The sequence below is a fragment of the Alcaligenes aquatilis genome, assembly GCF_003076515.1.
Lineage (GTDB): Bacteria > Pseudomonadota > Gammaproteobacteria > Burkholderiales > Burkholderiaceae_B > Alcaligenes > Alcaligenes aquatilis.
The window spans coordinates 2,792,795-2,816,565 of sequence record NZ_CP022390.1; the positions used below are offsets into that span (position 1 = coordinate 2,792,795).

Below are 23,771 nucleotides of genomic sequence, written 5' to 3' on the forward strand. Positions count from 1 at the left end.
TGGAACCGTTTTTTTTGCCGAGTACGGCGAGTATGTCAATATCCTGAAATTCTTCTCCGCGAAACGCAGATCCGAAACCATAGACAGAACTAAGCCTGCTCTCGACTAAAGTAATAGTTTGGATTGCCTTTCTGGTCTCGTTGATGATATCCCCAATATTCGCTGGCCCAAAGAGCACCCGACATTTCATTTGTGACATAAAGTCCTATACGCTCAGAAAGACAAAATTCCTTTGCTTGCTCCGTGTAACCGCACCACCCGCCACCAATATAAATAATTGATGGCTTTCCGAATTCATGGATAACACGATGTACTGCGGTAAGCCCCATCGCGTACTCGTTGAGACATATTATGGAAAGATGATCTTGCTGTTGACGTCGATCTAATTCGAACGCGATATCGTGATGTCGGCTGAGGTTGAGAAAGTTTCCGTGGCTTCGAATAAGTCGCTCGAGCCATGAAATCTGGGCAAAGCTCACATTCCAAGTATTGCTTCCGTTCTGGCTCATGGTTGCATCGCTTTCTCAAACTCTTGGGGGAAGAGTGGGTAATTGTCTAACCTAGTGTATTGGTGTTGCTCAAAGGCCTTAGCGTGATTTTTAAATAAGAAAAATAGATATATTTCTGCTTTGCTGAGTAGCCTAAAGTTTGCGCCGATTGTATTGACGATTTCAATATTATTGGGGACGATCGTATCAAGTTTTCGCAACGTCCAAATTTCATGCATGTTTGATCCGGGATCTGTTTTTGCCACTGAGGATTGCGGCCCTATAGTGGTCCACAGCGCATGGTTTTCAGCAAGTAGGAATGTTATGTGTTTCTTTAATTCTTCAGAGCTCTGAAAAATTTTTGCCATGCCATTGGAACGAATGCTAGCCTCATGAGATCTTTTCCATAAATGAAGCGTTTCCGTCGAGTAGGTTCCCGACGGAGCTTTGTCGATCTTACGATGACACGTTGGGCACAGAAGAATTAGGTTTTCATACTCATCACTTCCTCCGCCGGCCACTCCTCGTGGGCCAGTGGGGCTACTGGCAATAACATGAGCCATCTCGCCAACGTTGAAGCCACGAGTACCCTCGAGCAGGACGGTCAGATCTTCCCGACAGCCAGGATTTGAGCAAATTCCGGCTGCACGGCCCCAGAGCAGCTTCACCGTGTTGTCACTAATTGCCATGGTTAAGCGACTCCATATGCTTCAAGTGCCGGATGGATTTCTACATTAGATAGCCATATGGCTGCCCGAGTAATGAATAACGTAGATAACGGTGAGTTCCTAATCTTCCACAATAGCATGTGGCTTTCATTTGGCGAGGAGGATAAATTTTGCGACCCAAACAATTTATTTTCTCGTTTGGCTACGTAGCGACTCTACAGCCTTAGTCAGGGCTGCAACATTTGGAGCTTGTGTTCCCCAATCCTTCCAAAAATCTCGGGTTGCACTATCAGGAACTATGGTGGGCAAGTCCAGTTTGATACGAGAGGGTAGTAGAACCGCGTCGCCTAGCATCAAGGCTTCGCCTGTATCCAGTAAAGGGAGCACGCTGGTCAAGCCGGCTAAGGAATCGGGCATCAAGCGCTTAATTACTCCCTGGTCTGCATCGTTGGTTAATCTCAAAGACAAAAAGTTGTTGCATTGACTTAATATTGTTCTACTGACGTCTGATGGGCGCTGACTAACGACTAACAATGAAAAGCCGTACTTCCGGCCTTCTTTGGCAATACGCTCGAAAGCCCCCAAGGCTTGACGCTGAACAGCATCAGCATCGTCACGTACCGGAAGGTAGAGGTGAGCCTCATCGCAAAGCAATGTGACCGGCGTGCGATCACTTCCGGCCATCCAGAACTGCACGTCATAGAGTAGTCGAGCAAGAGTTCCTGTGACTACCGGTAAGACATCTGATGGCACCTCTGAGAAGTCGATTATTTTTATTCCCTTTCCTCCATTCGAACCAAGCAATTTTGCAATCTGTCCGGCGAGCCAATCGTAGGCGATTGCAGGGGGTGGCGGGGAGAACATAAATCCATACCGTCGATCCTCCAATTTTGCTTCCATGCGAGAGATAAATCTCGTCAGTTTGTCTTCCCATTCACCTTTAACAGGTCCGTTTTTGCCGACGCCCTTGGTGGTATTGTCTATGTTTAAGAGATCCAGTAGATCCTTTATCTCGTACGGAACTGGAGAGTCAACAGTAAAGGTTTGCGCTACGTCATCTTTGCCTTCTGCTTTGAGCGTTCGCTCTTTTAAAGTGCGTACATGAGACGTGAATCTAGAAGCTTGATTGGGCGCATTTTGATCGCTACGGTCGAGAATCATTGACAGCATCTCATCTCGATTCAACAGCCAATAGGGAAGGAACAATGCGTCGTCGGCTGGCTGAGCCAAGTCCCCGGGGCCTGCAATGCGCAGTCTGCTGGCAAAGCCGCCCTTACTCTCATCCGACAGCGGTGCATACTCTCCGTGCATATCAAACACAAGGATATTAGGGTACTTGAGCTGGGCTGCCCGCTCGAGAATTAATGCCACTGCATAACTTTTTCCCGAACCAGTACTTCCCAGAATCGCGGCATGTCTTTGGAAAAACTTATCGCCACTGGCAATAGCCTCTGCGGTTCTATCAGCAACAAAAGCTCCCAGCTTTAGTCTTTCGTTCGGCGGGTAGTCGGCGCCAAGTATGCCCATGAATCGTTGAAGATTTGCACCTTCTATGACATAACACTCGCGATCAATCTGTGGAAAACTATCAGCGCCGCGTTTGAACGTATTTTTCTTTTCCCCATCTACGGTGCGAAAAGTCCCAATCAATGCGCCTCTTACCGCATCGGTAGGTACAGCGGTTAGTGGTAAGTCCTCGCCATCCGCAGGCAATTGGTCAGGTAGCGCATCGCTTAGGATGCGTGTGACCCGTTCTGTAATTGCAATTAGGAATTCGCGCTCGGTACTACCCTTAATTGCGATTAGGTTACCTATACCTATTCTGGTCAATAACACTGAGTTAGATACATCGACGGCGACTTGGCTTGTATCGACCGAAGACACTCGGCCAAGCAACTCAGCTTCGGAAAATTGTAGTGCTGCGAGTGTGGCTGTCATGGTTCAAGTACCTCCGTAACAAAGGAATTAACATCCCATATTGCAATATTTGGGAAGAAAAACTCTTGCTGTTCAATTACGGCGTTCGTGCCGGTGACCCCAGATTTCTGGGCGTGCTCAAGAGCAATAACGCTCGGGAATTTGAATGCAAAATCTCTTGCCACGGCAGATAACGAATGCGTCAGCATCAATGTTGGTTTGCCAGCCCTGATGCTGGGCGACAAATGCGTTTCTAAATGGTCGTCGTTAAATCCGTACCCCAAGACTAAGAATCGACTTGCTCGGTCAATTGCTTCGTTTGCCTTGGACCGATGGTGATCAAAAGGGCTTTCGTAGCCGTTACGAAACTTATTGTGTCCTGGCGTTATTATTAGGCGGCTGACTCCAGTTAATTCTCCGGCATAGAATACCGGGCGCCCATTTCTTGCGTACCAGTCAAGACTTCCGTGAGGTTTGCAAACGATAGCTCTGTGTCTGAACTGTAAAGAGGCCGCTCTCCGGGGTTTCATAGTGATTCCCCGACAGAAGCTCATCCGGCTTTCATTTTCGTTTAGCTGGCCGGCGAAGCGTCCGGTAAACATCGTATCAGCCCCAAGATCCGCCTCTTCTGCGGCGATTTCTACTAACCGGTCATAATTTGTAGTGACAATCGTTAGTCCAGAGGGCGGCTTAACGAGGTGCGAAAGCAGTCGAGTAAGTCGCAGTGTCCGCTTTCCAGAAAATACCTCAGATATAACCGATCGTTCACGCTCAGATATTAGCTCTGCCGTAGCAGAGGAAATGGCTGTTTCGAGGGCAGGTGTTGGAGGCATCGCTAAGAGCGCCGCCTCCAAGCCTTTGCTCAAAATTAATCGCCCTATCTCTTTCCACGCAGTCGAATCATCTTCTTTTAAATTAGAACCAATATTGGTGAGCAAGTAATTTGCTAGTTCCCTCATCCCCGGAAGGCCCTCAGCGCAGGAGAGGCCGGAACCAACCACCGTAACCATTCCATCGCTGAGGTGCTCTTGAAGGCGTAATTTGACGCTATGAAGCTCCATCCGGTCCTCTCGTCCTTGAAGGTCTTATTTAAACTAGCTAAAGATCGTGTTGACGCCCACGTGAGAGTTTTTAAATGATTGTGTAATACAGAACCCGGCGACAGCCTATCCTGCACTAGCTTCAACCACCTATATTTTCTTCGTCATGACTAAGCTTTTTGGCTTGCCAAGGCACTACGCGGTTACACAAATTCTTCGAGGTCAATGTCCCCGTCGATAAACTGTTGAGCATGTTCTTCATCTGCTGCACTGAGCGAGAATCCCTCCAAGCCGACTGATGCGCGTGCGTAATTCACGGCCGCTACACGTCGGGCGCGTTCGGTACCGGATATCGTTTTAGTTAGTTCCGTTTCGTGCGAACCCATCTCAGCCATGGTTGTCTCCCGTGCTTTAGGTGACGCCATCTTACAATAAGTGGAATTTTTTTGCGCTTTATATAGAACCGGGCAAGAGCATTTAGCTTAAGAATTATTTAATTTTCTGCTAATCGATAAACTGCCCCAACTTTCAGCTATTTCGGCCTTATATAAACTAATGCAATTCCAAAAAAACTCAATCTCTCTGGACGATCATCTACGCAGTCTAAGAACCGGGTTCGATATATGAATTGCAATTGTGGCTAACAGAGGTGCCAATGGTGAAGCTGAAGTAACGGCAAGCCCAACAAGGATAGGCTCTTCATCATAAAAAGAGAGACGTTCGATATTCGCTAAACTTGTTTTTGCGAAGAACTTATCTGACGGAAGCAATGCCAACGTCCCCAATCACCTCTACTCTAGGGATCACTGGACTGGTGATCTAGGCCATCAAACAAGCCCAAAAAGCTCATGTCTGGGCAGGGCCGCAGAGCTATGCTCCCGAAGTCGTAAGAGTCGTAGGCTGCTCAGCTTGATGTGTCGCTATTAATTAGGAGCTCAGTGCGGTACAGAAAGAGAACCTGAGTCAGCAGTTTGCTCAAGAGCCGGTGCTTTGGATACAGCACTTCGCAAAGCGGCAGCTCAATAATTTCTTGGCGCTCAAGAGCCCGATGCGCAGGCGAGCCCAGAAGAGGATGGCCTAGTTCCTGGCATTGATCGAACAGTTCGACCAGAGCACCACTCGTACCTAGGCCGAAACGCTCCGATCGTGGTTAAAGCCGATCGCACGGATGTGAAGCTTCATCAAATCTAAGGCATCACCAAAGGCTTCCACACAAAATGGAAAGGCTCTCGCGTCGTGCGTATTGACTCTGGAATTTTGAGAATTGCCGCATGCGAGTCTTAGCTCTGTGCGGTTGGAACAGGGTGATCAATCGCGTCTAGTGAATCTCTATCCCCGTTTATGGGCTAGAACTTATGAACACTAGGGATTTTTGAGTGGTGCCCGGGGCCGGAATCGAACCGGCACGCCTTGCGGCGGGGGATTTTGAGTCCCCTGCGTCTACCAATTTCACCACCCGGGCTAGGTATGGCAACCTGGGAATCCAGGCTTGGAAGGAAAGATTAGTATTATACGCAGATTCCTGGGGGTTTTGGCAAGTGCTGCCGCAATTTTTTTAAATTTAGCCTGGGCTCGAACAGATTACCGTCTAGAACCTGCCTGACACCACCTTTTCCGGCTGTTTTGTCACAACTGCTTAAGCAATAGCTGGCCGTTTTAGGTGGGCAGAAAACCAGCTCATTACTGACCCTACTCCAGTCAGAACCTCAAATAAAAAACAGGCCAGGTACATTGCCCTGGCCTGTTTCATTTCTTGCTCTGTATACAGGGGCTAGTCCCCTGCTACTGCCTGTCCATTACGAATCCACTCGCGCCAGATGGCGACCAGCAAGGCCATCAGGACCGGGCCGATGAACAAGCCTACGATACCCATTGTTTGCACGCCGCCCACCAAGCCAAAGAAGGTTGGAAGGAATGGCAGTTTTACCGGGCCGCCGACCAGTCGTGGTCGGAGGGTTTTATCAACGATGAACAGCTCGATCGCGCCCCACAGGAATAGGCTGACGCCTGCAACCAGGTGACCAGAGCCTATCAAATACAAAGACACCATGGTGAATGACAGAGGGGCACCACCTGGGATCAGCGCCATGAAGCCGGTAATCACACCCAGCAGGACGGGCGATGGAACACCTGCAATCCAATAGGCAATCCCCAGAACAACGCCCTCGCCCAAGGCGATCAGGCCCATCCCGGTGACGGTGGAGTTAACCGTAGCCGGCACGACACGGGAGAATCGCTGCCAGCGGCCTGGCAAGATTCGCTCGCCCACAATGTCCAATTGCACCAGCAAGCGGTCGCCATCCTTGAAGATGAAAAACAGCGTGATCAGCATGAACAGCACGGTCAGCAGCAGGTGAAACACGTTGCCGGTGGCAGACAAGACCATACGGTAGATATTGCCCAGATGCTGGCCGCTGACCATCTCGACCAGCTCGCCCAGCGCGTGGGGTTCACCCAGATAAAGCTGCCAATAGTCTGTCAGGCGTTCGCCCACTAAGGGCATGGCCTTAATCCACTCCGGGGTGGGTGTGCCGTATCGGTTGGCGGCTAGCGCCCAGGTGATGAAACTGCTGGCTTCCTGAATGGCAAAGGACAGGGCTAGTGATAAAGGCACCACCAGCACCACGATCACGACAAGCAGTGCCAGTGTGGCCGCCAGGGCATGGCGGCCATTGCAGCGTACGACCAGTCGTTTATAAAGGGGCCAGCCGGCCAGTCCTATGATCAGCGCAGCCAGAACAGGGACCAGAAATCCCTTCAAGAAGTAAACGCCTGCGGCCAGCAAAAGCAGTAATAGCCAGCGGGCAATTAAAAATGCGGGTAAGACGGGTTGCATAAACGATGGAGACCCTCGTGTCTATTGGGTGGGCATGGGTCGGTGCCCGAAAGTTTTTTGACAATAGCATGATCATCGCCCCAGGAATACCCGTTTATAAGCGCAAGCCGGACCAGTTGTTAAGTCCAGAAAACCAGCACTCTACAAAACGGGGAAGGGCACTAGACCGTGGCCACCCTGAACGTGTGTTCTGGTTTGGCCCCCTGTTACTTGCCATTTCAACAGAACTCGGCAGGTCAGGGCGTTTATATCTTACGCCCTTCTGCTGGCGGATACCGCTAGCGTGCCCCGTCCAGATCTGCTTTGACCTCACCCACAGGTAAACCCCAGTTTTTTTTAATTTTTCACATACGTAAAATATTTTTCTCACACAGGAAATTAAAACATGGAAAAACCATCTTGGATTGTTAGCCCGGACGATGTGCTGCCCTACTCGCCGGCCAACCACACGGGCACGGTGAATCGTCGTTTGATCAGCCAGGCCAATGTAGGTGCCAAGCATGTAGAAGTGCTGTTGGGTGTCATTGAAAAAAATCAGGGCGCCCTACCCCACGCGCACCCTGGTATTGAGCAGGTCTGCTATCTGCTCAGCGGTACGGCCGATGTGGAAGTTGATGGTGAGTGCGGCCAAATGAAAGCAGGCGAGTGCTGCTACCTGCCCCCCGACAAAAAGCATGTCTTTACCGTTACCAGTGACGAGCCTGCCCGACTGCTGGTGATTTACTCCCCCCCTTACGAAGAGCATCCCGACCGGGTCATTCGCTGACCCAGGCGCGTTTGCCAGCTTGGCTCACCGTACCAAGCCCATCCACCACAAGGAGACACCCATGACTTTCAAGAAAAAAAACCGTTTGCTATCCCTACCCGCACGCCTCAAGACTATTCTGGCCGGCAGTGCGGCCATGCTGCTGCTAACCGGCAATGCCTTGGCTCAATACCCTGATCGCCCCATTACTCTGATCGTGCCCTTTCCGGCCGGCTCCGGCACCGATGCCGTAGGCCGAATTTTTGCAGAAGAGATTGGCAAACGGGTCGGGCAAACCATCATTGTGGAAAACCGCCCCGGTGCCAATGCCACCATTGCGGCCAACTATGTCAAACGTGCCGCCCCCGATGGCTACACCTTGTTTGTCACCACCAATACCTCGCATTCAGCCGCACCGTGGTTAATGAAGAACGTCCCCTACGACCCGGTAAAGGACTTCACCCCGATTGCTCGTGGCGGCAACCTGCCATTCATTCTGGTCACCAATCCTGATCGGCCTTACAGCACGGTCGAACAAATGCTGCAGTATGCCAAGGACAACCCCGGCCAAATTACCTACGCCTCGGGCAATAGCACCGGTATCGTGGCCGGTGGCACTTTGGATTTCCAGACAGGCATGAAGGCCTTGCACGTTCCCTATAAAGGCACACCTCAAGCATTAACCGATCTGGTGGCCGGTCAGGTGGATTTCATGTTTACCGATGTCACCTCCGGGCTACCTTTTATCAATAGCGGCCGTCTCAAGGCCCTGGCCGTCTCCACGGCCAAGCGCAGCGCCTTGCTGCCTGACCTGCCTGCGATGGAGGAGGTTGGTTTGTCGGACTTTGATATCACCTCCTGGAATGGTTTTTTCGGTCCGGCAGGCATGGACCCGGAACGAGTTCAATTGCTCAACCGCAGCATTAATGAGGTCATTCAGGACGACGCCGTACGCCAACGACTGGCTCAGTTGGGGTTCGATGCCTTCAGTGGCCCGCCTGAAGAGTTTGCACAATTTGTTCAAGAGCAATACACGCTGTGGGGCAAATTAATTACCGACGCCAAACTTGGCCCTCAATAGTTGCCCAGGCACCTGCTATGACAGAACACAAGAAGGACAATGTAGGGCCATTAAGCGGTATCCGCATTCTGGATCTCAGCTCGGTAGTGATGGGGCCCTTTGCCACCCAGATCCTGGCGGATCTGGGGGCCGACGTGATCAAGGTGGAGTCCCCCAGCGGGGACACCATGCGGGCCGTCGGCCCGATGCGCAACGCGGCGATGGGGGCCTTGTTTCTGCACCTGAACCGCAATAAACGATCTGTGGTGCTGGATTTAAAAACCCCAGCTGGTCAAGAAGCCTGCCTGCAACTGATCCAGGAATCGGATGTGCTGCTCTACAATCTACGCCCGGCCGCCATGGCACGTCTGGGCCTGGATTACGAGCGCGTTGCCGCTGCCAACCCAGCCATTGTGTATGTCGGCGCCTACGGCTTCGGGGAAGATGGCCCCTACGCGGGGCGCCCCGCCTACGATGACTTGATCCAGGGCATGACGGGACTAGGCCATCTCTATCAGCAACAATCTGGTGATGTCCCCCGCTACACGCCTTTGACATTATGCGACCGCACCGTGGGTCTGCATGTGGCCGTAGCGGTGCTGGCTGGTGTCATTGAGGCTCGCCAAAGTGGCCAAGGCCAGGCCATTGAAATCCCCATGTTCGAGGCAATGGCGCATTTTGTATTGGGTGACCACTTGGGCGGCCATTCTTTTAAGCCAGCACTAGGTTCCACCGGCTATGCCCGTCTGCTGGCCAAAGAGCGCAAGCCCTATCAAACCAGTGACGGCTTTCTGGTGCTGTTGATCTATAACGACAAGCATTGGACCAACTTTTTTTCCCTGATCGGCCAACCCGAACTGCAACAGGACCCACGTTTCAGCTCGCACTCGGCCCGTGCCATGCATATTGGCGAGGTCTATGATTTTGTGGCCTCGCAGATCAAGCAAAAGGACACGGCGTATTGGCTCCATGCCTTGCGCCAGGTCGACATCCCCGCTGCCCCCTTGTACTCCATCGAACAACTGATCGATGACGAGCATCTACAAGCGGTCAACCATCTACAGCATATGGATCACCCGACCGAGGGGCCTATCTGCACCCCCTCTCCCTTGGGCAAGTATTCGCGCACCCCGCTCAGCATTCGACGCCATGCGCCCAGTCTGGGTGAACACACCGCCCAGGTTCTGGCAGAGCTGGGCTACAGCGAACAAGACATACAAGCCATGCTTGCCAGCGTTCACCCCTCATCCCGAGAACAGATCGTATGAATATCGAATTAAGCGAAGATCAACGCGCCTTGGTCCAGGCCATTGAGGCCGTTTGCCAGCAGTTTGATGACGAATACTGGCTGGCCCGCGACCAGGACGGCGTCTACCCCCATGACTTTCATCAAGCCCTGGCAGACGGGGGGTGGTTGGGCATTGCCATGCCAGAGCAATACGGCGGGGCAGGCTTGGGCATGATGGAAGCGGCCTTGATGATGCACACCATCTCCCGTACAGGCGCCGGGTTCTCGGGGGCCTCTGCCGTGCATATGAATATCTTTGGCCTGAATCCGGTCGTGGTGTTTGGTAACGACGAGCAACGCGCCCGCTTTCTGCCGCCCTTAATACAAGGCAAGGACAAAGCTTGCTTTGGCGTCACCGAACCCAACTCCGGACTGGATACCAGCAAGCTGGAAACCCGTGCCGTTTTGCAGGGTGATCACTATCAGGTCCATGGGCGCAAAATCTGGATTTCCACGGCACAAGTGGCCAACAAAATCCTGCTACTGGCCCGCACGACCCCACTATCAGAAGTCAAAAAACCAACGGATGGCTTATCGCTGTTCTATACAGACCTGGATCGCAGCACTATTGAAGTGCGTCATATCGACAAGATGGGGCGCAATGCAGTGGACTCCAACATGCTGTTTATCGACGGGCTGCGCATCCCTGTCGAGGACCGCATCGGCGAGGAAGGCAAAGGCTTTGGCTATTTGTTGCACGGGCTCAATCCTGAACGGATTCTGATCGCCTCCGAGGCCATTGGCTTGGGTAGAGCCGCTCTGGAAAAAGCCACCCTCTATGCCAAAGAACGGCACGTGTTTGGGCGGCCAATCGGACAGAACCAAGGCATACAACACCCGCTGGCTCAAGCCTGGATGCAACTGGAAGCCGCCGATCTGGTCACTTTGAAGGCGGCGGCTTTGTATGATGCAGGCAAGCCTTGCGGGGAGTACGCCAACGCTGCCAAATACCTGGCTGCCGAAGCCGGTTTCCAGTCCTGTCAGACTGCAATTCAAACCCTGGGAGGCATGGGGTATGCCAAGGAATACCATGTAGAACGCTATCTGCGTGAAAGCTTTATTCCACGACTGGCTCCCGTCAGCCCGCAGTTAATCATGTGCTATATCGCGGAAAAAGTGCTGGGACTGCCCAAGTCCTATTGAGCCGCCTGCTAGGCCTCTTCAATAAAACGGCAGGCTACACGCAGGCGCTCCGCGTAACTTTGCAGGTTCTGTTCAATACGATAAACAGGACCTGCAATCGAAATGGCATACACCCCGCCCGAGATCCGTATCGGCCAGGCAATACCGCCCACATCGGACATGGACTCACCCATATTGCCGTACCAGCCGCGCTGCGCGGCAGTCTCCAGGTCAGCATTCAAACTGTCCAGGCTGGTCAAGGTCTTGCTGGTAAAGGCTTCCAAAGGCCCATCACCCAAAAGCTGGGAACGCTCTTGCGGTGTCATCTGGGACAGCAAGGCTTTACCAATGGAGTTGGCATGCACGTGGCGCTGGGTGCCAGCCACCGCCACATAGCGAATGGGGTGCGGGGAAGAAATTACCTCCACATAGACCACTTTCTTATCCAAATCCAGCTTGCCGAACACCACGGTTTCCTGCGTGGTGTCGCGCAATTCTTCCAGGCTGGGGCGGACTTTTTCCAGTATCGGGTCTGCTTGAGAAATGCGCTGGGCCATCGCCAGCAAACGGCCCGTCGGGTAATAACCTTGCCGACGTCCCGTCTCGTAGATATAGCCCTGCCGAGACAAGGTACGCAGCAAAGCCAGGCAACTGGACACAGGCGCATCCAGCAAGCGAGCCATTTCAGAAAGCGCTAATGGCCGCGTCTCGCGTGCAAACAGCTCGATGATCTCAATGACGCGCAACGCCGTTTTGACATTGCTCTCGGCAGGTTTGGCGCTCATGGTCAGGGCGCCACCGGCAACGCACGTTTATGGGCCGAAGCACGGAAAGTCTTGATGATGATCTGCGCGGCTTCATCCTCAATGACCTTGCCCTCCAGGAAATCATCAATCTGATCGTAGCTGACACCAAAAGCGTCTTCGTCAGGCTTCAAAGGAGTCAGGCTTTCCAGATCAGCGGTGGGAACTTTGAACACCAGGGCGTCGGATGCGCCCATTGCAGTCGCCAGGGCGCGCACGCGTCGTTTATTCAAGCCCGCCAAGGGGGTAATATCAGCCGCGCCATCACCGAACTTGGTGAAAAAACCCATCAAGGCTTCAGCAGCGTGGTCGGTGCCAACCACCAAGCCCCCATTCGCCCCTGCAATCGCATACTGCGCCACCATACGCTGACGAGCTTTGATGTTGCCCATCAGGAAGTCCTGTTGCGCCGCGTCGCGGAACGTCAGGCCGCTGGCCAGCAGTTGGTCCATCATGGCATCAGAGGCGGGCTTGACGTTAACAACCAAAATCTGGTCAGGATTGATGACCTTCAGGCCATCTTGGGCGTCTTTCTCATCAGCCTGTTCACCATAAGGCAAACGCACCGCGATAAATTGCGCCGAATGACCTTGCGCGCGTGCCTGCTCGACGGCTCGCTGCGCAAGACACCCGGTTGTCAGGGAGTCCACACCACCACTAATCCCCAGAACCAGGCTGCGGCAACCAGTACGCAACAGATAATCACTTAAAAAGCGGACGCGATGTTCGATTTCTTGCTGAACATCAAAATGATCCTTTACGTCCAATTCCACACGGATACTGGCTTGCAAAGCGCGTTGATCATCAGTCATGGCGCAGGCTCTCTACACAAAGTGAACAATAATCCGATTGTAAGGGACGGGCACAGTTGTGGGATATGGGATCCTTATTTATAAAAAATGGATTCTGTATATAATCGTCGATCAAGAAAAACGAATTCGCCCTTACTGAGACAAGCCCTGTTACCTGCCGATGAGATCCTCAACCGAAATCGCAGACGAAATCCTTAGACGTATTCAGTCCGGCCACTACCGGCCCGGCGACTCCCTGAGTCAATACGAGCTTGCCGAGGAGTTTCAGACCAGCCGCACCCCCGTTCGGGAAGCCTTGCGCTTTCTGGAGGCGCGCCGTGTCACGTCACTGACCAAGACCGGGCGCACGATTGTGGCTATCCCTTCTGCCAAATCAATCCGCGAAGCGTTTCAGATTCGAGCCGAGCTGGAAGGTTTGGCGGCGCAACTGGCAGTGGACTGGATCAAGGACTCGGACCTGGAGGTCTTGATGCAGCATCAATCCGACTATGCCCGCACCTTGCGAACACGTGTACGCAGTGAAGAAGGATCGGAATGGTTGCAGCACAACCGCTCTTTTCATGACCTGATTACGATCACCAGTCACAACGAGCGCCTGCACGAGCTGATTCAGGAGCTCCAAAACGATAGCGTCTCCAGTGCCTTGAGTTTCGCCTCCAAAATGCCGCCGCGCCTGATGGAAGAAAATATTCTGGAGCACGAGGCTATCATCGCCGCGCTGGCCGATCGCAATGGCACCGCCGCCCGAGAAGCGATGACCGAACACGTTGCCAAGACCATGAATCTGGTACTGGACTGGCTGCCAGAGCGCTAAAAAAACGGTGTCACCCGCAAGGAGAGGTGACACCGCACAATCAAGGTGCTTGGCAATGTCCCAGACAAAACCACCCGATTGTTAAAACCGCAGCCTGCGCACGTGCAGGCAATCCTCGACCCGTTGGGCAAGGTCTACCAACCATTCATCCTGATACAGCCCCGCCACCAACTGCAGCCCCACGGGCAGGCCAGAGGCGCTGATTCCAGCCGGTAAGGAAATGGCGGGCTGCCGCGTCAAATTAAAGGGATAGGTATAGGGATTCCAATCCAGCCAATTTTGCGAAGCGGCGTTGGCCGGAGCGTCACGGCCCGCTTCAAAAGGCAATATCGGAACGGTAGGCGTCAAAACCAGATCAAACTGCGCAAAATGCCCAAGCATGGCCTCCCCCAGCTTCTGTCTGCCTATCAAAGCCTGGTAATAGTCCGACAAGCTATTCGTCTCGCCCTTGCTGGCAACCTGGCGCAAACCTTTATCCACCAAAGGGCGCTGCTCAGCAGCGACCTGATTCACCAGCCAGGCGGTACCGGCTTCCCAATGTGCGGTAATCAGCTCTTTCGCACCGGTCAGGGGTAGCTCGGTCAAAACAATATGCGCCCCCTGTTCTTGCAACTTGTCCGCCGCCGCCTGGATGATGACCCTGACCTCAGGACTGCATTGTTGATCCAAATGCAGGCCAATGCGCAGGCCCTGCAATGTATCGGCAGAAGGCCGCACATGACGCGGCAAAGGCACTGAATTCCAGTCGCGTGGATCGGCTTGCATCATGACGTCCAGCAGGCTTTTCAAGTCCGCCACAGATCGGGCCATAGGGCCGACATTGGATAGAGTCAGCAACGGTCCGGCAGGCCAGGCGGGTACGCCTCCAAACGTGGCTTTCATGCCGGTGACGCCACAAAAGCTGGCGGGGATCCGGGTGGAGCCCCCCCCGTCAGTGCCGATTTGCAAGGTCCCCATACCCGCAGCCAATGCCGTGGCTGCACCGCCGCTGCTCCCCCCACTGGTTAAACTGAAATCCCAAATATTACGCGTGACCCCCGTTAAAGGGCTGTCTGCCGTCCCCTTCCAGCCAAACTCCGAGGTCGTCGTTTTTCCGACCAGGACGGCACCGGCCTCACGCATCCGTGCCACCGCTGGTGCATCATCTTGGGCGGCATCGGTGATCCGTGCTGCGCTTGAGCCATAGCCTGTAGGAAGTCCACGCACCAACAGCAAATCCTTAACGCCGTAGGGTATGCCATCCAATGGGCCTCGTGCCGTCCCTGCCATCCAGCGCGCTTCGGACTGGGCCGCTTCATGCAGAGTCAAAGCCCGGTCCAGATAACAGTAGGCATTCACAATGGGATTCCAGCGGTCAACCGCATCCAGCGTTGCCCGTGCCACGTCCACAGGAGACACCCGCTTGCTTTGGTACAGACGGTGCAGTTCGTCAACGCTGGCGTAGATCAAATCCACAGGACTTGAAAATGCCATATCCACGCTGCTCTGCGGCTTGCCGATAGGTTCAGAGGTTTGCGAGCCAGACATCATGCTGAAGCCTCCATCAAACGAACCAGCACCAAAGAGATATCAGGTACATACGCCAAAATGAGCAGAACAATGATGGCCGTGATCACAAAGGGCAGGACTCCTCGCACCACCACTTCGTAAGGCTGACCCGACACAGAAACCGTTGTGAACAGATTCAAACCAAAAGGTGGCGTAAAGAAACCCACCACCAAATTGACGCAGAACACCACGCCCAAATGGATAGGATCTACCCCCAATGCAATACCAATAGGAACCAGAATCGGAGCCAGAATGACAATACTGGCTGCCACATCCATCACACAACCGACCAACAGCAAGAACAGCACCAGCAAGGCCAAGTACACAAACTGCGTGTCCAGCAACGGGGTCAGTTCCGTCACCATCAACATGGGAATACGTGCCGAGGCCAGAATCCAGCCAAAAATGCCGGCTACGCCCAGAATAATCCCGACCATGGACGCGGTATCCACCGAGCTTTTCATGGCCTGCCACAAGGTGCTAGGGGTGAACTGCCGATAACACACCCCCAGCACCAAACTGAACACCACACCTACGGCGGCGGCCTCGGTTGGCGTGAATACACCGCCATAAATGCCACCCAAAATCACCACGGGCATCATCAAGGACGGAATCGCCCTTAATGCAACCAGCACCATTTCTTGTGGGGTATAAACGCGCGCAGCCGTTTTGGGCACCTTCAGTTTTCTGGTCAACAGGGCATGAGTCAGCATGAAAGCCAGGGCCATCAACAAACCAGGCAGAATATTGGCTACAAACAGCTTGGGAATAGAAACATTGACGGTTGCGCCATACAGAATCAAGGCAATGCTGGGTGGAATGATATTGCCCAAGGCACCGGACGAGGCTGTTATCCCGGCAGCCAAGGAAGCCGGATATCTCTGCGCGATCATCGCGGGCATCATGATGGCGCCAATCGCCGCCACGGTAGCCGGCGCCGAGCCGGTCAAGGCACCAAACATGGCACAAGCAATCACCGTCACGTAACCCAATGCGCCATGCACCCGCCCGACCAGCATGTCGACCAAATCAATCAAACGCTTGGACAGGCCCGCTTTCTCCATCAGGTTTCCCATCAGGATAAACAGGGGTACCGCCAGCAGGGGAAAAGAATCCAGCCCCGCCATCACGCGCTGCGGCACAACAATCAACGGCCTCATGCCGGTCAAGAGCAGGAACAGTACGCTGCATAACAGCAGAGCAAAAGCGATAGGAATACCGGCGATGAACAGCGTGAACATCAAGCTAAAGAGCAGGAGAGCTTCTTGCATTTACACGCCCTCCAACGCGGAAGCAGGCCGGTCCCGGTACCCGTCCAGCAAGGCATTCACACACTGCACGGCGATGATGGCACCGCCCACTGGCAAGGCCGCATACACATAGGCCATGGAGATACGCAGGGCAGGACTCAGTTGCTGATAAACGATAGTAATCAGTTGCACGCCCTGCACCAGCAAGACCAGCGCACACGCCAAAATAGCAATCTGCACCATGCCGTTGTGAACGCGGCGAGCTTTGCCCTTCAGGCGCATGACCAGCAGGTCAATTACCGCATGACCATTGCTTTTAACCAGCACCGCGGTACCCAGCATAATCATCCAGATAAAGCTGTGTCGCGTGATTTCCTCAATCCACGGTGGCGAATACCCCATAAAATAACGCCCGGCTACCTGCACGGAAGCCGCCAGCACAATCAGCCCCAAAAACACCGCTCCAAAAATTCTGCATAGCGTATCCAGGCAGGTACTGACTCTATCGGCCCAATCGAGCAAAGAGTGTTTCATGATGGATGTCCGCCGAGGATTATTGAGACAGTGCCAGCGCACGGGCAACCAGATCGGGATCAATCACCGTTCTGTACTTTTCATAAATAGGTGCAACCGCTTTGCGAAACTGTGCCCTATCCACATCCGCATTGATCAACACGCCCGCATCCAGCAGTTTTTTCTCAACCTGCGCTTCGCTCTGGATCAGGAACTGGCGCTGCTCCTGCACCGCTTGCGTGGCCGCCTGTTGAAAGATCGTTTTTTCATCGGCAGACAAGGTATCCCAAACCCGTCCGGAAATCACAAGGGGAATTGCGTTATAGACGTGCTCTGTTCTGGACAAATAGGGAGCCGCCTCATAAAAGCGACTGGTATGAAAAAGCGCCGTTGGGTTCTCTGCGCCATCAATCGTCTTTTGTTGTAGGCCGGTAAAGAGCTCCGGATACGCCATCGGAGTGACATTGACACCCAAGGCCCGCCAGGTATCCACATAAATGGGGCTTTCCGGCGTACGCACTTTCATCCCGCTTAAATCCGACAGGCTACGGATGGCCTGCTTGGAGTTGTACAGATTACGGAAACCGCCATGGCCCCAGCCCAGAATTTTCAAGCCCGATTTTTCCAGATCAGCCTCAATCGGATCCGTGAAGCTGGAATCCAGGGTTTTGAATGCAGTCTGGTAGTCCTTGAACAGATAAGGCAGGTCTATCACCATCGCTTTTTTCTCGAAGGAGCCTAGTGTGAAACTGGCCAGCAGGCTCATGTCAACCGTACCCAACTGCATCCCCTCGGCCACATCGCGCTCGCCGCCCAACTGGGCACCGCCCAGCACTTGCACCTTGATTCCACCCTTGGTTTGCTCCTCCACCCGCTTGGCAAAGTTCGTTGCCAAGTAGTGGTACATATCTTCGCTCTGTTCTACCGAAACGTGGGCAAGCTGTAGCGTTCGTGGGCCCTTGCTGTCATTGTGTGCCGTGTCGCCCGATCCACCTTTGCCGCATGCGCTCAGCGCGCCCAGCATCACCAGAACCGCGATCCCCACTTGTGTCATCCGTTTCATTATTAGTCCCCCTGCATCCTGTGGTATTGAATTTCTGTTCAGTTCTATTCGTTTTCCAAGCCAGCCCTGATCGGGCTTTTTTTGCTTGTTGATGCTGCCCACGCATTCCGGCGTGAGCAGCTTTCCTGTGACTCGCTATCCAAGCGGCACCGCTTACACCGCTCTGGATTCTTCCTCTAGGGAACGGCGGGTTTTCATATTGAAGCGGCCTTCATAAATAGCCGGTTGACGGGTCGTTGGCCCCATGTACTGCACGTACAGAATCTCGCCATCTTCCAAAGTGGTCAGCGCATGCTCAAAATGCGGATCGGGGTGAAACACCATCGTGCCTTCGCCATACACCACACCATTGATCTCGAACTTGCCGGCTAGGATGTACCAGATCTGGGCAAAGTAATGGCTGTGCAAAGGGTGGCCAGACCCCTTCAGGTACTTCACCACCCCGGCGTTGGGAACGGTGGGGTCGTCCTTGGTGGGATGAAACATCATCTTGGTGAACTGCCCTTCGTAGCGCAGATTGTCCCAGTCCAGATCGTCCCGATGTTTGACCATCATTTCCCGGTGAGCCGCTGTCAAAGGGCCACCTATCCCTCCCGGATTAAGAATCGGAGCCAAGGTAATTGGATCTATTTCACTCATCACGTCCTCCTTAAAAAACCAAATTAACAAAACGGGATCCCATTTTGAATAAAACGGATTCTATCAGGACGATAAGGATGGAATATTCGTATTTACCCGATACGTTTGTTCCGGGCATAAAAAAACCCCACCTGCCAAAGGCAGATGGGGTTTTGACGAACTGAGCTAGTGCTTAGCGATCCAGCTGTGACACGTCGCGCACGGCGCCACGATCAGCCGACGTAGCCAAGGCGGCATAGGCTTTCAGGGCTTGGGACACAACACGCTCGCGGTTCACTGGCTTCCAGGCCTTGGAACCACGTGATTCCATTTCCGCACGGCGCGCCGCCAATTCTTCATCGCTGATCGCCAAGTGGATACGACGGTTGGGGATGTCGATCTCGATGGTGTCGCCATCTTGCACCAAGGCGATGTTGCCCCCTTCAGCCGCTTCAGGCGAAGCATGGCCGATCACCAGACCTGACGAACCGCCAGAGAAACGGCCATCGGTAAACAGCGCCGAGCTTTTGCCCAGCCCCATCGATTTCAGGTAGGAGGTGGGGTACAGCATTTCCTGCATACCAGGGCCACCTTTGGGGCCTTCGTAGCGAATGATGACCACATCACCCGCCTTGACCACGCCGTCCAGAATAGCGGCCACGGAATCATCCTGGCTTTCGTAAACGCGAGCCGTGCCAGTGAAGGTCAGAATGCTTTCGTCCACACCCGCAGTTTTCACGATACAACCGTTGATGGCCAGGTTGCCATACAGCACGGCCAGACCGCCATCTTGCGAGTAGGCATGGGCCTTGTCACGGATACAGCCTTTGGCGCGGTCGCTATCCAGATCCTGGTAATAACGATCCTGGCTGAACGCCACTTGAGTCGGAATACCGCCGGGGGCCGCGCGATAGAAGTCACTGATGGCTTTAACGTTGTCACCCTTGATGTCCCAACGCTTGATGGCTTCACGCAGGGTGCCACTGTGTACGTTGCCCACGTCCAGGTTCAGCAAATTGGCACGGCCCAGCTCGGCCAGAATCGCCATGATACCGCCCGCACGGTGCACATCTTCCATGTGAAATTCGGGGGTAGCGGGGGCCACTTTGCACAGGCAAGGCACACGGCGCGAAATCTTGTCGATATCGGCCATCGTAAATTCCACACCGGCTTCCTGGGCTGCCGCCAGCAAGTGCAGCACGGTGTTGGTAGAACCGCCCATGGCCACATCCAGGGTCATGGCGTTTTCAAAAGCCTGGAAGGTGGCGATATTACGTGGCAGAACGGATTCGTCGTCTTGCTCGTAGTAGCGTTTGGCCAGATCCACGATCAGGCTGCCAGCACGCTCGAACAAGCCTTGGCGACGCGCGTGGGTGGCAACAATGGTGCCGTTACCGGGCAGGGACAGGCCCAGCGCCTCGGTCAGGCAGTTCATGGAGTTGGCAGTAAACATGCCCGAACAGGAACCACAGGTAGGGCAAGCGCTACGCTCAACCGCTTCAGCCTGCTCATCGGTCACGTTAGGATCTGCGGCTTGAATCATGGCATCCACCAGATCCAGCTTCTGCACCACGGTTTTGCCGTCTGGCGAGTAGACCTTGCCCGCTTCCATCGGCCCACCCGACACAAACACCACAGGAATGTTCAGGCGCATGGCGGCCATCAACATACCGGGGGTGATTTTGTCGCAGTTGGAGATACACACCATGGCATCCGCACAGTGGGCATTGACCATGTATTCCACCGAGTCGGCGATCAGTTCGCGCGAAGGCAGGGAATACAGCATGCCGCCGTGACCCATCGCAATACCGTCGTCCACCGCAATGGTGTTGAACTCTTTCGCCACACCGCCGACCGCTTCAATTTGACGGGCAACCAGTTGGCCCATGTCTTTCAGGTGTACGTGACCCGGTACGAATTGCGTAAAGGAGTTCACCACCGCAATGATCGGTTTGGAGAAATCCTCGTCTTTCATACCGGTGGCGCGCCACAGGGCACGCGCGCCGGCCATATTACGACCGTGGGTCGAGGTACGGGAGCGATATTGGGGCATGACTACTCTCTGAACAGGAAAATTATGTAAAGATACCTATCATAAACGTCCCAAGGCGCTTTGTGCGCGTCAAGATCGGGCAGGCGTCGTACCGTCGGGCGGCTACCGATCTGGCACCCCGAATCCTTTGCTGCAAAACCCCTTAGTTCACAGGAGATATCTTATGCCGCAGGCCGTGCCTGACCTTTCCAACCTGCTCAGACAGGACATCCGCTTTTTGGGCAAGGCCCTGGGAGAGGTGATTCGTGATAGCGAGGGAAAGGCGACCTTCACGCTGATTGAAGCCCTGCGCCGGGCCGCTGTCAGTTTCAGACGTGAACACGATCCGCAGCAAGCACGGATTCTGGAAAAAGATATTCCCAAGCTGAACGACGCGCAGGCCCGCTCGGTGGCCCGTGCCTTTGCCTACTTTTTGCACCTGTCCAATATTGCCGAGGACCGCGACCAGAACCGTCGCCGCGAAGAGCAGGACCCCGAGCAGTTGCTGGGCAGCCTGCAACACGCCATCCAGACCTTGATGGATCAAGGGCTGAGCGCCAAGAAAATTCGTCGTTATCTGCAAGAAGCATGTGTGATGCCGGTACTGACGGCCCACCCCACCGAGGTCCAGCGTCAAAGTACGTTGGCCGTGCATATGGCCATTGCCGATGAGCTGAACGGTCTGGATCACAAGGCCGGCGCCACACAATCGGCCCGTACCCAGGAAAAGCTGACCGGTCTGGTGTCCTTGCTGTGGCAAACCCGCATGCTGCGCGATCACAAGCTAACCGTGATGGACGAGATCGACAATGCGCTGGCCTATTACGGGTCCACTTTTCTGCCGACAATTCCCCAGCTCTACCACGACCTGGACCGTTTACTGGAGCCCGGCAAGAAAAGCCTGCTGGATCAGAAAACCCGCGCTTTGCCCGCCTTCTTGCGCATGGGCAGTTGGATTGGCGGTGACCGCGACGGCAACCCCAATGTAGGCCCAGAAACGGTTGAGCAAGCGGTGCTGCGTCAATCGACACGCGCGCTGCAACACTACCTGGAGCAGATTCGTTTGCTGGGTACGGAAATCTCCGTATCGGACGCATTGAACCGCGTCAGCAAAGACCTGGCGGCCTTGTCCGCCAGCAGCCAGGACCCCTCGCCACACCGCGTAGACGAGCCTTATCGCCGCAGCTTTATTCATCTATACGCCCGTATGGCAGCCACGGCGCAAACCTTGCTGGGCCGTGATCTGGCCGATCGCCCCACTTACACCGCCCCGCCCTACACCAGCCCACAAGAGTTCAAGGCTGATCTGCAAATCATTGCCGATTCCCTGGCAGAGAACAAAGGTGGCGCCATTGCGGGCCTGCGCTTGAATGAATTGATTCAAGCCGTAGAGGTTTTTGGCTTCCATCTGGCTACCTTGGATCTGCGCCAAAGCTCGGACGTACACGAGCGCGTGCTGGACGAGTTGTTCCGTGTGGCGGGCACACTGTACAAAGACGAACCCGTCAATTACCGGCAGTTGTCCGAAGAAGACCGCATCAGCCTGTTGCGCTCAGAGCTTCGTCACCACCGCCCTCTGGTTTCACCCTGGTATCGCTACTCGGAAGAAACCGAGAAAGAGCTGTCTATTCTGCGCAAAGCCGCCGACTGCCGTCGCCGCTTTGGTGCACGCGCGCTGGAACAAACCATTGTGTCGCACACCGAAACACTTAGCGACTTGCTGGAAGTGCTGGTGCTGCAACAGGAAACCGGCCTGATCGTGCCCAACTCCAACGAGCCGGAGCACCAAGGTCTGATGGTCGTGCCCTTGTTCGAGACCATCCCTGACTTGGAGCGTGGCCCGCAAATCATGCAGGAATGGCTGGACATGCCTGAAATCCGCCAGCGTGTGCGTCACGCCCAAAACAGCGTACAGGAAGTAATGCTGGGCTACTCGGACAGTAACAAGGACGGTGGCTATCTGACCTCCAACTGGACGCTGTACCGTGCTGAACGTGAGTTTGCACAGGTGTTCTCGCGCCGGAAAGTACGTCTGCGTCTGTTCCATGGCCGTGGCGGATCGGTAGGCCGAGGCGGTGGTTCCAGTTTCGACGCCATTCTGGCGCAACCTCCCGGCACCGTGAACGGCCAGATTCGTCTGACCGAGCAAGGCGAGATGATTCAAGGCCGCTACAAAGATGCGGACGTGGGTCGCTGGCATCTGGAGCTATTTGTCGCCGCCACGCTGGAAGCCAGCCTGGGTTCACGCAAAGGCTCGCCCAATGACGACGAACACCTGGCAGCCTACGGTGAGGCCATGGCCTGGATGTCCGAGCAGGCACACCAAAGTTATCGCCAGTTGGTCTACGGGACGCCAAACTTTGACCAGTACTTCTTCCAGTCCACCCCTATCAAGGAAATTGCCGGCCTGAATATCGGCTCGCGTCCCTCGTCACGCAAGGCGACACAAAGCATTGAAGACCTGCGTGCCATCCCCTGGAGTTTTTCCTGGGCGCAATGTCGTCTGCCTATTCCAGGCTGGTACGGCATGGGCACGGCCTTGAACCGCTATCTGGAATCAGGGCTGCCCAACGACGGCCTGAACCGCAAAAAACGCTTGGCCCAACTGCAAACCATGGCGCGTGACTGGGCTTTCTTCCGTACCCTGCTGTCCAATATGGAACAGGTACTGGCCAAGACCGATCTGGATATCGGCCTGAAATACGCTGGCCTGGTCGAAGACGAGGAACTACGCGAAGGCATCTTCACGCAAATCCGGAACGAATTCGAGCTGACACACCGACTGTTCCGTGAAATTACCGGCCACGAGCTGCTGGCACACGATCAGGCCTTGCAAGATGCCCTAGCCGAACGCTTTGCCTACATTGACCCGCTGAACCACTTGCAGGTGGAGCTGCTGCGCCGCCATCGCCGTCAAGGTGACAAAGCCAGCAAACCGACTCGCAGCGGTGTCAACAAGCAGCACGTCATTCACCTGACAATCAACGGTATTGCAGCTGGCCTGCGTAACTCGGGCTAACGCAAAACCATAAAAAGCTTGTCCGTTAATTACTTTTATACATAAGCTAATTTCCAAAAGAAGTTAGGAGAGTACAATAAGCCATTACTACGCTTTTTGAAAAAGGCGTGATCCCCACCGGGGTCACGCCATCTG

General features: G+C 54.3%; 20 protein-coding genes and 1 tRNA gene. 6 read left to right on the forward strand and 15 right to left on the reverse strand.

Annotated features, from left to right (window positions below):
- Positions 1–89: 89 nt before the first annotated feature.
- The 7 genes from CA948_RS17635 to CA948_RS12800 form a co-directional block, all read right to left on the reverse strand.
- A complete protein-coding gene (locus CA948_RS17635; RefSeq protein WP_155848064.1) occupies positions 90–509 on the reverse strand; it encodes a hypothetical protein in 420 nt (139 codons plus the stop codon).
- Positions 506–1,177, reverse strand: a complete 672-nt coding sequence (locus CA948_RS12775) for an HNH endonuclease signature motif containing protein (RefSeq protein WP_108728190.1) — start codon at positions 1,175–1,177, stop codon at positions 506–508. Before CA948_RS12775 ends, CA948_RS17635 begins: the two co-directional genes overlap by 4 nt.
- A gap of 165 nt (positions 1,178–1,342) precedes the next feature.
- Positions 1,343–3,094 (reverse strand): ATP-binding protein, encoded by a 1,752-nt coding sequence (locus CA948_RS12780; RefSeq protein WP_108728191.1) that lies wholly within the window; start codon positions 3,092–3,094, stop codon positions 1,343–1,345.
- Positions 3,091–4,134: an SIR2 family protein gene (locus CA948_RS12785; protein WP_108728192.1), complete on the reverse strand. Its 1,044-nt coding sequence runs from the start codon at positions 4,132–4,134 to the stop codon at positions 3,091–3,093. Before CA948_RS12785 ends, CA948_RS12780 begins: the two co-directional genes overlap by 4 nt.
- Positions 4,135–4,316: 182 nt before the next feature.
- A complete protein-coding gene (locus CA948_RS12790; RefSeq protein ID WP_108728193.1) occupies positions 4,317–4,508 on the reverse strand; it encodes an antitoxin VbhA family protein in 192 nt (63 codons plus the stop codon).
- Positions 4,509–5,490: 982 nt separating this feature from the next.
- Positions 5,491–5,575, reverse strand: a tRNA-Leu gene (locus CA948_RS12795).
- Positions 5,576–5,884: 309 nt separating this feature from the next.
- On the reverse strand, positions 5,885–6,949 hold the full coding sequence (locus CA948_RS12800; RefSeq protein ID WP_094195494.1) for an AI-2E family transporter: 1,065 nt from the start codon (positions 6,947–6,949) through the stop codon (positions 5,885–5,887).
- A 385-nt stretch (positions 6,950–7,334) separates the two neighbouring features.
- Between CA948_RS12800 and CA948_RS12805 the strand changes: the two genes are divergently transcribed.
- The 4 genes from CA948_RS12805 to CA948_RS12820 all read left to right on the forward strand — a co-directional run bounded on the left by CA948_RS12805 (position 7,335) and on the right by CA948_RS12820 (position 11,185).
- Positions 7,335–7,715 carry a cupin domain-containing protein gene (locus CA948_RS12805; protein WP_108728194.1) on the forward strand — a complete coding sequence of 127 codons (381 nt, stop codon included), beginning with the start codon at positions 7,335–7,337 and terminating at the stop codon, positions 7,713–7,715.
- A 61-nt stretch (positions 7,716–7,776) separates the two neighbouring features.
- A complete protein-coding gene (locus CA948_RS12810; RefSeq protein WP_395013702.1) occupies positions 7,777–8,775 on the forward strand; it encodes a Bug family tripartite tricarboxylate transporter substrate binding protein in 999 nt (332 codons plus the stop codon).
- Positions 8,776–8,792: 17 nt separating this feature from the next.
- The gene (locus CA948_RS12815; RefSeq protein WP_108728195.1) at positions 8,793–10,022 is read left to right on the forward strand and encodes a CaiB/BaiF CoA transferase family protein; all 1,230 of its coding nucleotides are present in this window, start codon (positions 8,793–8,795) and stop codon (positions 10,020–10,022) included.
- Positions 10,019–11,185 (forward strand): acyl-CoA dehydrogenase family protein, encoded by a 1,167-nt coding sequence (locus CA948_RS12820; protein WP_108728196.1) that lies wholly within the window; start codon positions 10,019–10,021, stop codon positions 11,183–11,185. The genes CA948_RS12815 and CA948_RS12820 overlap by 4 nt, the downstream gene beginning before the upstream one ends.
- 8 nt (positions 11,186–11,193) lie before the next feature.
- Here CA948_RS12820 and CA948_RS12825 read toward each other — a convergent pair whose 3' ends face one another.
- Together CA948_RS12825 and nadE are read right to left on the reverse strand one after the other, a co-directional pair.
- Positions 11,194–11,949: an IclR family transcriptional regulator gene (locus CA948_RS12825; RefSeq protein ID WP_094195490.1), complete on the reverse strand. Its 756-nt coding sequence runs from the start codon at positions 11,947–11,949 to the stop codon at positions 11,194–11,196.
- A gap of 2 nt (positions 11,950–11,951) precedes the next feature.
- Positions 11,952–12,779, reverse strand: coding sequence for an ammonia-dependent NAD(+) synthetase (gene nadE, locus CA948_RS12830; RefSeq protein ID WP_108728197.1), 828 nt, complete (start codon positions 12,777–12,779; stop codon positions 11,952–11,954).
- A 160-nt stretch (positions 12,780–12,939) separates the two neighbouring features.
- Here nadE and CA948_RS12835 point away from each other — a divergent pair, with 160 nt between their 5' ends.
- A complete protein-coding gene (locus CA948_RS12835; RefSeq protein ID WP_086059780.1) occupies positions 12,940–13,593 on the forward strand; it encodes a GntR family transcriptional regulator in 654 nt (217 codons plus the stop codon).
- A gap of 81 nt (positions 13,594–13,674) precedes the next feature.
- On the opposite strand, the gene CA948_RS12840 is transcribed toward CA948_RS12835, so the two are convergent.
- From CA948_RS12840 to ilvD, 6 genes are all read right to left on the reverse strand, one after another.
- Entirely contained in the window at positions 13,675–15,123 is a 1,449-nt protein-coding gene (locus tag CA948_RS12840) for an amidase (protein WP_238988591.1), read from the reverse strand.
- Positions 15,120–16,412, reverse strand: coding sequence for a TRAP transporter large permease (locus CA948_RS12845; protein WP_108728198.1), 1,293 nt, complete (start codon positions 16,410–16,412; stop codon positions 15,120–15,122). The genes CA948_RS12840 and CA948_RS12845 overlap by 4 nt, the downstream gene beginning before the upstream one ends.
- Positions 16,413–16,925 carry a TRAP transporter small permease gene (locus CA948_RS12850; protein WP_108728199.1) on the reverse strand — a complete coding sequence of 171 codons (513 nt, stop codon included), beginning with the start codon at positions 16,923–16,925 and terminating at the stop codon, positions 16,413–16,415.
- 19 nt (positions 16,926–16,944) lie between these two features.
- Positions 16,945–17,967 carry a TRAP transporter substrate-binding protein gene (locus tag CA948_RS12855; protein ID WP_108728200.1) on the reverse strand — a complete coding sequence of 341 codons (1,023 nt, stop codon included), beginning with the start codon at positions 17,965–17,967 and terminating at the stop codon, positions 16,945–16,947.
- 153 nt (positions 17,968–18,120) lie between these two features.
- Positions 18,121–18,606, reverse strand: coding sequence for a cupin domain-containing protein (locus CA948_RS12860; RefSeq protein WP_108728201.1), 486 nt, complete (start codon positions 18,604–18,606; stop codon positions 18,121–18,123).
- Between the two features lie 172 nt (positions 18,607–18,778).
- Positions 18,779–20,638, reverse strand: a complete 1,860-nt coding sequence (ilvD, locus tag CA948_RS12865) for a dihydroxy-acid dehydratase (protein WP_108728202.1) — start codon at positions 20,636–20,638, stop codon at positions 18,779–18,781.
- 163 nt (positions 20,639–20,801) lie between these two features.
- Here ilvD and ppc point away from each other — a divergent pair, with 163 nt between their 5' ends.
- A complete protein-coding gene (gene ppc, locus CA948_RS12870; RefSeq protein WP_108728203.1) occupies positions 20,802–23,636 on the forward strand; it encodes a phosphoenolpyruvate carboxylase in 2,835 nt (944 codons plus the stop codon).
- The last annotated feature ends 135 nt before the right edge of the window (positions 23,637–23,771 follow it).

Bases quoted from the DNA above. Each gene is read 5' to 3' on its own strand.
- CA948_RS12780 (WP_108728191.1), bottom strand. From the start codon at position 3,094: ATGACAGCCACACTCGCAGCACTACAATTTTCCGAAGCTGAGTTGCTT.
- CA948_RS12800 (WP_094195494.1), bottom strand. From the start codon at position 6,949: ATGCAACCCGTCTTACCCGCATTTTTAATTGCCCGCTGGCTATTACTG.
- CA948_RS12840 (WP_238988591.1), bottom strand. From the start codon at position 15,123: ATGATGTCTGGCTCGCAAACCTCTGAACCTATCGGCAAGCCGCAGAGC.
- nadE (WP_108728197.1), bottom strand. From the start codon at position 12,779: ATGACTGATGATCAACGCGCTTTGCAAGCCAGTATCCGTGTGGAATTG.
- CA948_RS12820 (WP_108728196.1), top strand. From the start codon at position 10,019: ATGAATATCGAATTAAGCGAAGATCAACGCGCCTTGGTCCAGGCCATT.
- CA948_RS12825 (WP_094195490.1), bottom strand. From the start codon at position 11,949: ATGAGCGCCAAACCTGCCGAGAGCAATGTCAAAACGGCGTTGCGCGTC.
- ppc (WP_108728203.1), top strand. From the start codon at position 20,802: ATGCCGCAGGCCGTGCCTGACCTTTCCAACCTGCTCAGACAGGACATC.
- CA948_RS12775 (WP_108728190.1), bottom strand. From the start codon at position 1,177: ATGGCAATTAGTGACAACACGGTGAAGCTGCTCTGGGGCCGTGCAGCC.
- CA948_RS12845 (WP_108728198.1), bottom strand. From the start codon at position 16,412: ATGCAAGAAGCTCTCCTGCTCTTTAGCTTGATGTTCACGCTGTTCATC.
- CA948_RS12785 (WP_108728192.1), bottom strand. From the start codon at position 4,134: ATGGAGCTTCATAGCGTCAAATTACGCCTTCAAGAGCACCTCAGCGAT.
- CA948_RS12855 (WP_108728200.1), bottom strand. From the start codon at position 17,967: ATGAAACGGATGACACAAGTGGGGATCGCGGTTCTGGTGATGCTGGGC.
- CA948_RS12810 (WP_395013702.1), top strand. From the start codon at position 7,777: ATGACTTTCAAGAAAAAAAACCGTTTGCTATCCCTACCCGCACGCCTC.
- CA948_RS17635 (WP_155848064.1), bottom strand. From the start codon at position 509: ATGAGCCAGAACGGAAGCAATACTTGGAATGTGAGCTTTGCCCAGATT.
- CA948_RS12850 (WP_108728199.1), bottom strand. From the start codon at position 16,925: ATGAAACACTCTTTGCTCGATTGGGCCGATAGAGTCAGTACCTGCCTG.
- CA948_RS12790 (WP_108728193.1), bottom strand. From the start codon at position 4,508: ATGGCTGAGATGGGTTCGCACGAAACGGAACTAACTAAAACGATATCC.
- CA948_RS12835 (WP_086059780.1), top strand. From the start codon at position 12,940: ATGAGATCCTCAACCGAAATCGCAGACGAAATCCTTAGACGTATTCAG.
- CA948_RS12805 (WP_108728194.1), top strand. From the start codon at position 7,335: ATGGAAAAACCATCTTGGATTGTTAGCCCGGACGATGTGCTGCCCTAC.
- CA948_RS12815 (WP_108728195.1), top strand. From the start codon at position 8,793: ATGACAGAACACAAGAAGGACAATGTAGGGCCATTAAGCGGTATCCGC.
- ilvD (WP_108728202.1), bottom strand. From the start codon at position 20,638: ATGCCCCAATATCGCTCCCGTACCTCGACCCACGGTCGTAATATGGCC.
- CA948_RS12860 (WP_108728201.1), bottom strand. From the start codon at position 18,606: ATGAGTGAAATAGATCCAATTACCTTGGCTCCGATTCTTAATCCGGGA.